Origin of the sequence: Bradyrhizobium cytisi (assembly GCF_008123515.1) — a bacterium.
GTDB lineage: Bacteria > Pseudomonadota > Alphaproteobacteria > Rhizobiales > Xanthobacteraceae > Bradyrhizobium > Bradyrhizobium cytisi.
This window is the reverse complement of the sequence record NZ_VSSR01000094.1, coordinates 1-8,698: the sequence shown is the minus strand read 5'-3', so window position 1 is coordinate 8,698 and position 8,698 is coordinate 1. Positions and strand designations below refer to the sequence as shown.

Below are 8,698 nucleotides of genomic sequence, written 5' to 3'. Positions count from 1 at the left end.
CATCTTGATTGTCGCGCCGCACACGTTCCTCACAGGCGCGACCGTCGACGACTGGAGCGATGTAATCCTGGCAGAACCGTGCCGAACGCACAAAGTTTATGGAGGGAGATGAATCGCGGTTGCGCTGTACTGCCACCTATTCGTCCAAACTGCGTCTATGCATGCCGCTGCCCTTGGACTATGTAGGCAGCATCTGCGGCGCAGAGGTCGCATCGTTGAAGGGTTGTCATGTCATTCATCCCACCCATAGACTGCGATGTCCATCTGGCGCGTCCTTCAACCAAGGTCCTCATACCGCATCTTGATGAATACTGGCGTGAGCAAGTGATCCGCCGTGGGCTCGATGATGATGATCTAGAGCTCAGCGCCTTTCCGGAAAAAGCACCGCTCAACTGTCGTCCGGATTGGCAACCGCATGAAGGTCGTCCTGGATCTCGTTTCGAGCTACTACAAGCGCATATTCTTGACCGGTTTCGGCCGCAGTTCGTTATTTGTAATGTGTTGCACGGCGCACAAATCCTGTTCAACGTGGATTTGAGTGCCGCGCTATGCACTGCAATTAACGATTGGATCGTAGCCGAATGGCTTGAACAGGACCCGCGGCTGCGGGCATCGGTCGTTATACCGGTTCAGAGCCCGGAATTGGCTGCGCTTGAAATCGAAAAGCGCGCAACAGATCGTCGTTTCGTACAGGTATTGATGCCTGTCATGAATGAAGTTCCAGTTGGCCGTCGGTTGAATTGGCCGATCTATGCGGCTGCTGAGCGCCACGGGCTTCCGATCGGAATTCACGCTGGTAGCAGCTTTCGGCACCCTCCGAGTTCATTAGGTTGGCCATCATACTACATCGAGGACTATGTGTTAAACGCACCCGCTTTCGCGGGGGCGTTGAATAGCCTAGTGGCCGAAGGGGTATTTCAAAAATTCCCGCGGCTCAAAGTAGTGCTGATGGAGTCTGGTGTTACTTGGCTTCCCTCTCATTTTTGGCGAGCTAACAAGAGCTGGCGGGCAGTCCGATCCGAGACGCCTTGGGTGAAGAAACTTCCGTCCGAGATTCTTCGTCATCACGTGAGGATCACTCTACAACCTTTTGACGCTCCGCCTATGCTCGACCAAGCGAAAATTATTTTGGAGGAAATAGCAGCAGACGAAATGTTCTTGTTTTCGACCGATTATCCGCACTGGCATTTTGAGGGGACGGATGCTGTTCCTGACGTGTTTACGCCTATACTATCTAAACTGCTAAGAGAAAATGCGCTTGCGACTTACGAAAGATTGAACTGGACGGGGAAATAGTCATGAGCTCGAACAGTCCAAGTGGTAAGGCCAGCGATAAGCGGGACGCCGGAATCGTCGATTGCGATTTACATCCTAGTTACGGATCCTTCTCTGAGATTGATGAATTTCTCCCGCAGCGTTGGAGAGAGCATCACGCTACCATCGGCGTTCGTCTGAGCCGTGGATTATCGAAGGCTGGGAACTATCCGCGTATGTCAAGGGGCGGGGTCCGTATGGACGCCTGGTTGCCAGATGGAGGTTTTCCGGGATCCGATCTGGATTTTATGCGGAAACAGCACCTTGATCCCTTAAACGTTCGCTATGGAATGTTGCTGCCGCTCTTGGTTGAGTTCTTCAGCGAGCGAAATATCGAGTTTGGTGCCGCACTCGCGAATGCCATGAATGAATGGCTTCTAGCTAAATGGTGTGATCGAGAGCCACGGTTGAAAGCAGCGATCCAGATACATATTGAGCATGAAAAGGCAGCAATAGCGGAGATCGAAAGAAGAGCCGGTGATCGCCGTTTCGTTCAAGTTCAGATCCGACTGCGTGGGATCGAACCACTAGGTCGCCGCCGTTACTGGCCTGTCTTGGAAGCGTGTGCTGCTAACGGCCTTCCGGTTGTTGTACACATAAGCGGCACAAGCGGACATCCTTCCACGGGGGGGGGGTGGCCTTCGTATTATTTTGAGGAACATCCAGCATATGTCCATGCCACGCAGGCTCTTACTACCAGCTTGGTGTGTGAGGGAGTGTTTGAACAGATACCAAATCTAAAAGTGGTACTTGTTGAAGGAGGCTTCGCTTGGCTTCCGTCGCTGTGCTGGCGCTTGGATAAAGCCTGGAAGCGCTTACGCTCGGAGGTGCCCTTCTTACGAAGAAGCCCTTCTGAATACGTTAGGCAGAATATTTGGATTACAACACAGCCTGCAGAAGAGCCAGAAAGACCGGCAGATTTGCTATCGACAATGGAGTGGATAGGCCCGAACAGAATCATGTTCTCCACTGACTATCCGCACTGGGATCAAGATGACCCACGCTATGCCTTCAAGGCAGCTATTCCAGAAGACTGGAAACGGATGATTTTCCGCGAGAATGCTAGTGCGCTGTATGGGCTGGACATCCGATGAGCAGCCATATTGTTGCAACGGTTGATGAAATCGCGCACGGCACTTGCAAAATTGTCGTCGTTAGGGGGCGCGAGATAGGGGTTTTCAGAATCCATGATGAGTTTTTCGCATTGATAAATCGCTGCCCCCATCAAGGGGCTGAGCTTTGCAAGGGGATGCTTGTCAGTAGGTCGGAATCGGAGCTGCCTGGCCAATATGAGCTGACCCACCGTGGAGAAATGCTACGCTGTCCTTGGCATTGCTGGGAGTTCGATATTCGCACCGGTCAGTCGTGGTGCGACCCTGAAAGTGTGAAGGCACGCACTTTCGCAGTTGCGGTCGAATCGGGCGAATCCCTTGCTAAGGGACCGTACGTAGCCGAAACGGTTCCTGTATCTATCGATCGCAACTATATTGTACTCACGTTGTGAGCTTAGACACGGTCTCATCCTACCACCGCACTTAAGCCTCGGCATTCTCGAATACGAGTGCCTGAGGGTGTATGGAAACGCGGTTGAGGGTTTCTCACCGCGTGAGGCGTGATTCAGGCCACGGATGTGGACCGAAACGAGCCGTGTGAACCTCCTGCGAATGAGTGGACAGCTGTAGTAGGTCTGCGAGCCAGGACGTGTCGGATGCAAGAGCGTCATCGTCGGTCGTTTACCCAGGAGTACAAACGGCAGGCTGAGCTGGTGGTATCGAGTAGCCGGTCGATCGTAAACGGTACGAGAGGCCCACGGAGCCACGGACTTGGTGCGGACGGCCTAGGCACCGCGCTTGAAGCGTATAGGCATCCAGAACTGCCGGAGGGCCTCGACGGTTGCTGGAATGTTGCGCCAGGCGTTTTGGACGATGGGCTGCGTTCCCAGCGTGCGCCGGGCCGGGGGTAGCAAGGGCCGACCGGCGTCGTCGATGCAATGGACCAAGATCGGCCGCAGCATAAGGTGTTCGGTTCCGTTCGGGGAGAGAAGCCGCGACCAGACGAGAAGCCGAAGCTTCATGACGGCGTAGAAGCCCATGCACCAGGGCTGCGGGTCGACTTCGCCGTCCGGTGATCGCACGAACAGCGGCTCGAAGCTCTCCGGTCTCGTCGACAGCGTCTCGCTGATTGCGTTGTGGCGCATCAGCGTGGCGGCGATTGCCGAGAACTCCTCGGTGTCGTGATTGAAGGCGTCGGGATCTACGCCGAGGAGCGGGCACACCCATTCCTCGGACGCCATCGAGACCGGCCCGGCGACGACCGCGGCCACCGCGCCGTCGAGCATGGAGAGCGACGTCGCCCGCGGATGCCGAAGCGTGGGCGACCTGGCGCGCTTGCTGATCCATTGCCCGAGCCGTTCGAACGACATGGCATAGTCCGCCATCGTCGTCTTGCGTGCTTTTCGCGTTCCCCGCCCTTGCTTCGGCTTCGTCATGCCACGGCCCGCTTTTCGGCTTCGCGTGCGGCCTTCCAGTTCCAGGCCAGAAGTTCGTGAAGCTGGTTGGTCTTCGTGGCGCCGCTCACCATGCGATCGAGAACGTCGACGAGATACGCCTCGGGGTCGAGGCCATTCAATTTCGCTGTGTTAAGAAGCGAAGCGAGTATCGCCCAGGTCTCGCCCCCGCCTTCGTCACCACTGAACAACGAGTTCTTTTTTCCGATCGCAATTGGCCTGATCGATCGTTCGACCGTGTTGGTGTCCGGCTCGAGCCGCCCGTCATCCAGGAACGCCGTCAGGCCCTGCCAGCGTTCGAGCATGTAGTCGATCGCCTTGATGAGCGTCGAGCGGCGGGAGATCCCGTCCTTCACCGCGATCAGACGGGCCCTCAACACCTCCATCAGCGGCTTCGTCTCGGCCTGTCGCGTCGCGCGGCGTTCCCTAGCGTCGAGACCGCGGATCCTCTCCTCGATCGCGTAGACGGCCGCAATGCGCTCGATGACCTCCGCGGCGAAGGGTGAGTTCGTCGTCTTGTGCACCCTCACGAAGTTGCGGCGCGCGTGAACGAGACAATACGCCAGCTGGATCTGGCCCGACATCTTCGCATCGCCCGCCAGCGAGGCGTAGGCGGCATAGCCGTCGACTTGCAGCACGCCTTCGAAGCCGGCCAACTGCGCCACGATCTCCTTCTTGCCGCGACCGCCTGCGAACACGTAGGCGACCGCCGGCGGCGCCGGCCCCTTCCACGCCCGATCGTCCGTCGCGTGCGCCCAAAACTGGCAGATCCTCGTGCGGCCCCGTCCCGGATCGAGCACTGGCATCGGCGTCTCGTCGCAGAACAGCCGCTCGAAGCCGTGCATAGTCTTCAGTTGCAGATCGTAGAGGCCCCTGACCAGCCACGCCGCGCTCCCCATCCAGCGCGCCAGCGTCTGACGGTCGACGACGACACCCTGACCCGCCAGGATCTGCGTCTGGCGGTAGAGCGTCGATTGCCAGGCATATTTGGCCGCGGCGATATGCGCGATCAGCGCCGTCGTTGCCATGCCGCCCTCGACGAGCCGCGCCGGTGCCGGGGCCTGGACAATCGGGCCCTCACAGGAGCGGCAGGCGTATTTTGGACGGATCGTGCGGAGCACACGCAGCCACGCGGGAACCCGATCGAGCGCTTCGCTGCTCTCCTCGCCGATCCGATGCATCTGACCCGTGCAGCACGGGCACAGCGTGGACGCCGGCTCGATCACCCGCTCGACCCGGGGCAGATGCGCCGGCAGCGCGCCGATGTTGCGCTTCGCTTTGCGCCGCTCCGGCCGCAGCGCGTCCGGTTTGTCGTCATTGGCCGGGGGCTGTGAGCCGGCGGTCCGTTCCAGATCAAACGCGATCTGTTCGGCGCAGACGATCGCCGAGCGCTCCGATCGTGCGCCGAAGATCAGGCTCTTCAACGTGGCGATCTCTGCGCGCAGATCATCGTTCTCGCCTTCGAAAGCCAGCACCATCTCGGCAAGAGCCGCAGGGTCAGAGGGGAGATCTTCGGGGCGAAGCGCCATATCGCAGAGCTACACGAACACACTCGCAATCGCCAGCAAAACAAGACGCTTCAGGCAACCTTCGTCGGCCGCTTCGTCACCTTCGGGACCACACGCGACCACTCCGCAAGACCTTCAATCAGCATCGCCAGTTGCGCCCCCGTCACCGGCATCGTACCCTCGCGAGCAGGTGGCCAGGCGAAGCCCCCATTCTCCAGCCACTTCGTCGCTAGAACCATTCCCGAGCCGTCAAAAACCAGTAGCTTCAAACGATCCGATCGCTTCGATCGGAAGACATAAACGTCACCGCTGTAGGGCTTGCCGCCTAATCCCTCCGCTACCAGCGCGACAAGGCCATGAACGCCTTTACGAAAGTCAATCGGCTGCGTCGCGACGAACACACGGACCATTGGACCGAAAGAGATCATCGCGTCGATCTCACCGCCGCCAGCACGCGCTCCAGCGTCGCGGCGTCGACGCCGACGGGCACGCGCACCGTCGCGCCCGCGATCATCACCTCGATCGGCTCGGCCGGATCCGTCAGAACATGCGCCTTATCGATCGCGTTCGGCTGCGCCTCGACGGCGGCGTCGAGCCTGACTTGCACGAACTGCGGCGCTTCGCTCGGCGCGAGCCGCGCCTGGCGCCGCCACACGCTGAGCAGTCCCCGGTTCACCCCGTTGCGTCGAGCCACCTCGGAAATGCTCGTCTCCGGATCGGCGCTCTCGGCCACGATCCGCGCCTTCTCCGCATCGCTCCAACTGCGCCGTCGCCTCTCCCCTGTGATCACCTCGATCCGCTGATAGGAGGCGGCATCATGCCTGTCTTGATGTCTGTCTTGATGCATGGAACGAGCGTCCCTCGCGTTGTCAAATCCACGCGCGAGTCTCGCTCATCCCGTTCACCTAAACGAGGTGGGGTCGTCGTACCGCTATCGGTCGATCACGGCGGTCGGCAAGGAACTCGGTATTCACGATTCGGTATTGCGCCGTTTGGTGGATAAGCTGCGGAACGAGCCGGCACCGGCGACGAGGCGCTCCGTCACGCAAGCGGCGTCGATGCCGGCGGACCAGGCTTCCAAGATCGCTCGGCTGCGCGAGGAGAACGAGCGGCTGCGCATGGAGCGGGACATTTTAAAACTGTCCAGCGCCGTGACGCGGCTGTGCGGCGCAGAAACAACTTGTGCTATCGTCTACGGCTGGGAGGGTAGGGCCGTTCGATTATTGGAGGCACAATCCCCGTTAAAAATCTTGGTCCATGGGTGCATGCGAACTTGAGAGTGGCGACGTCGCCCTGGCGGCGATCCCGATTAGGAAGATGACGATTGGCATAGCCCAGACCCTCCTGCTCATCATTGATTGGACGATTGCCATGCCTAACAAGGCGAGTGGCTGCCGACCGGAACTGAAGGCGGTCAACATTGAGGCTGCCGCCATCGGTAACGGATCAAGGATGCACATGGCTGCGGTGAACCCCGCTTGCATCGATGAGCCTGTGCGCTCTTCGGCACATTCACGCAAGACCTGCATAACCTGGCGGACTGGCTCAAAGCCTGCAGAGTGACGACCGTCGCGATGGAATTCACCGGGATTTATTGGATCCCGTGTACAAGATCCTGGAGCAGCGCGGGTTCGAAGTGATTCTGGTCAATGCGCGGTATGCCAAGAATGTCCCTGGGCGCAAGACCGACGTTAGCGACGCCGCGTGGTTGCGTGAGCTCCATTCCTATGGCCTGTTACCTGGCAGCTTCCGACCTGATGCCGAGATCGCAAGCTTGCGCGCGTATCCGTGCCAACGGGAACGGCTGGTGGATATGCCGCCGCCCATATCCAGCATATGCAGCAGGCCCTGATGGAGATGAATCTGCAGCTCCGCCCGGGAAGCGCAACGGGCATGCGAATTATCCGAGTCATTGCTGCGCGCGAGCGGAATCCTGACGTCTTGGCGATCTATCAGGACGTGCGGTGCCATACATCCATCGCGACGATCCGTGCGGCACTCATGGGCAACGACCGGCACGAACATGTCTCCGCGCTGACCCAATCGTTGGAACTCTACGATGTCTACCAGGCGAAGATGCTGGACTGCGACCGCAAGCTCGAGGGCCTGATCGCGGCACACAATAAAAACTTAAAGCCGGTCGCAAAGGTGTCCAAGCCACGCATCAAGACCAAACAGGTCAATGCGCCCACCTTGGATGTCGGGACCGCGCTGTACCCCGCGCTCGGCGTCGATCTGACTGAGATCCACGGGTTGGGTCCATCACTGGCATTGAAGCTCGTCAGTGAGTGTGGCAGCGATCTGAGGGCATGGCCGAGCGCCAAGCACTTCACCTCCTGGCTGTGCATTGCACCCGGCAGCAAAATCTCTGGCGGCACTGTGTTCTCCATCCTGATTGCCGCGCCGTAGTTGTGCTCGCGCACACGCAGATCGTCCAGTCGGGCAGCCGCACTGTTGCGGTTAGCAGCAACGGCCGTCGAGCGGAGCGATACGGCGCTCGGTGCATTCCATCGCCGACTGTCCTCGCGTGCGGGCAAGTCAAAGGCGGTGACCGCGACCGCCCGCAAGATCGCAGCCTTATTCTACAACAACCTCCGGCACGGCATGCACTGCAGAGACCCCGGCGCGGACTATCATGAGCAGCAATATCGCGGCCGCGTCCTCACTAAGCTTGAGCGTCGAGCCAAATCTCTGGGCTTCGTCTTACAGGCCATTCAGGACGCCTCCGATCCGGCTGCTTCTTAGGAAGTCGATCGCGACCTTTGCCGGACGGCAGACATGAGGAGACATGACCTTTCGCTTCATCGAGGACCATCGTGATGCTTATCCGGTGCGGCTGATGTGCGCCGTGCTCGAGGTTTTGGGCGGCCGGCGCTTGGCGCAAACGTCCAGTGAGTGCACGCACACCCGGAAATGCCGCGCTCCTGGCTGCGATCCGAAAGGTGCATCAGGACAGCGGTGGACGCTATGGCAGCTGGCGGTCCATGCCGCGCTGCGGGCGCTCGGCGCCGTTGGACATTCGAAAAGAAGCAGCGGAGCGTACCCGAGAGCTACAGCGGACCACGATTTGTGTCGGTAAAGGCGCGGCTCAACAGGTTTCTGCGAGCCGTTGTTCACGTGGCACCGGCTAGCGCGCGAAGGCCGGCTGGCCAGGATGCCATGCGGCGCTTGTTCTTTGGAGATCGCCTCTACGCCGGTCGGACCGCTTTGCGAGGTAGCGACCGTCGCTCGGCGCTTAAATCTCAAGGTGGCGTCATTTTTGCAGAATTTCCATAATTTTGGTCGCTTTTCAGTGTTTTTATTCTTGAGAGGCCCTTTACGATTGTCCGACAAATCGGGGAGGAAAAAGCATGATGCAGAGAAGTGTGAT

Annotated in this window: 8 protein-coding genes and 1 pseudogene; 4 read left to right on the top strand and 5 right to left on the bottom strand. The window is 59.3% G+C overall.

Annotation, left to right across the window (positions count from 1 at the left end; translation table 11 throughout):
• Positions 1-228: 228 nt before the first annotated feature.
• The 3 genes from FXB38_RS39520 to FXB38_RS39510 are packed head-to-tail and all read left to right on the top strand — an operon-like array spanning position 229 to position 2,818.
• Positions 229-1,296 (top strand): amidohydrolase family protein, encoded by a 1,068-nt coding sequence (locus tag FXB38_RS39520; RefSeq protein ID WP_148756311.1) that lies wholly within the window; start codon positions 229-231, stop codon positions 1,294-1,296.
• Between the two features lie 2 nt (positions 1,297-1,298).
• Positions 1,299-2,408 carry an amidohydrolase family protein gene (locus FXB38_RS39515; RefSeq protein WP_148756310.1) on the top strand — a complete coding sequence of 370 codons (1,110 nt, stop codon included), beginning with the start codon at positions 1,299-1,301 and terminating at the stop codon, positions 2,406-2,408.
• On the top strand, positions 2,405-2,818 hold the full coding sequence (locus FXB38_RS39510) for a Rieske (2Fe-2S) protein (RefSeq protein ID WP_148756309.1): 414 nt from the start codon (positions 2,405-2,407) through the stop codon (positions 2,816-2,818). Before FXB38_RS39515 ends, FXB38_RS39510 begins: the two co-directional genes overlap by 4 nt.
• 333 nt (positions 2,819-3,151) lie before the next feature.
• On the opposite strand, the gene FXB38_RS39505 is transcribed toward FXB38_RS39510, so the two are convergent.
• The 5 genes from FXB38_RS39505 to FXB38_RS43320 all read right to left on the bottom strand — a co-directional run bounded on the left by FXB38_RS39505 (position 3,152) and on the right by FXB38_RS43320 (position 6,460).
• Positions 3,152-3,802, bottom strand: a complete 651-nt coding sequence (locus FXB38_RS39505; RefSeq protein WP_246230513.1) for a UPF0149 family protein — start codon at positions 3,800-3,802, stop codon at positions 3,152-3,154.
• Entirely contained in the window at positions 3,799-5,349 is a 1,551-nt protein-coding gene (tnpC, locus tag FXB38_RS39500; protein WP_148756308.1) for an IS66 family transposase, read from the bottom strand. The genes FXB38_RS39505 and tnpC overlap by 4 nt, the downstream gene beginning before the upstream one ends.
• A 50-nt stretch (positions 5,350-5,399) precedes the next feature.
• Complete coding sequence (gene tnpB, locus FXB38_RS39495; RefSeq protein ID WP_148756307.1) at positions 5,400-5,756, bottom strand: IS66 family insertion sequence element accessory protein TnpB; 357 nt, start codon at positions 5,754-5,756, stop codon at positions 5,400-5,402.
• Positions 5,753-6,061, bottom strand: a complete 309-nt coding sequence (locus FXB38_RS44755) for a transposase (protein ID WP_430640215.1) — start codon at positions 6,059-6,061, stop codon at positions 5,753-5,755. Before FXB38_RS44755 ends, tnpB begins: the two co-directional genes overlap by 4 nt.
• 237 nt (positions 6,062-6,298) lie before the next feature.
• Positions 6,299-6,460, bottom strand: a complete 162-nt coding sequence (locus FXB38_RS43320; RefSeq protein WP_187435469.1) for a hypothetical protein — start codon at positions 6,458-6,460, stop codon at positions 6,299-6,301.
• Between the two features lie 239 nt (positions 6,461-6,699).
• Between FXB38_RS43320 and FXB38_RS45215 the strand changes: the two are divergent.
• Positions 6,700-8,073, top strand: a pseudogene (locus tag FXB38_RS45215) (IS110 family RNA-guided transposase).
• Positions 8,074-8,698 lie beyond the last annotated feature (625 nt).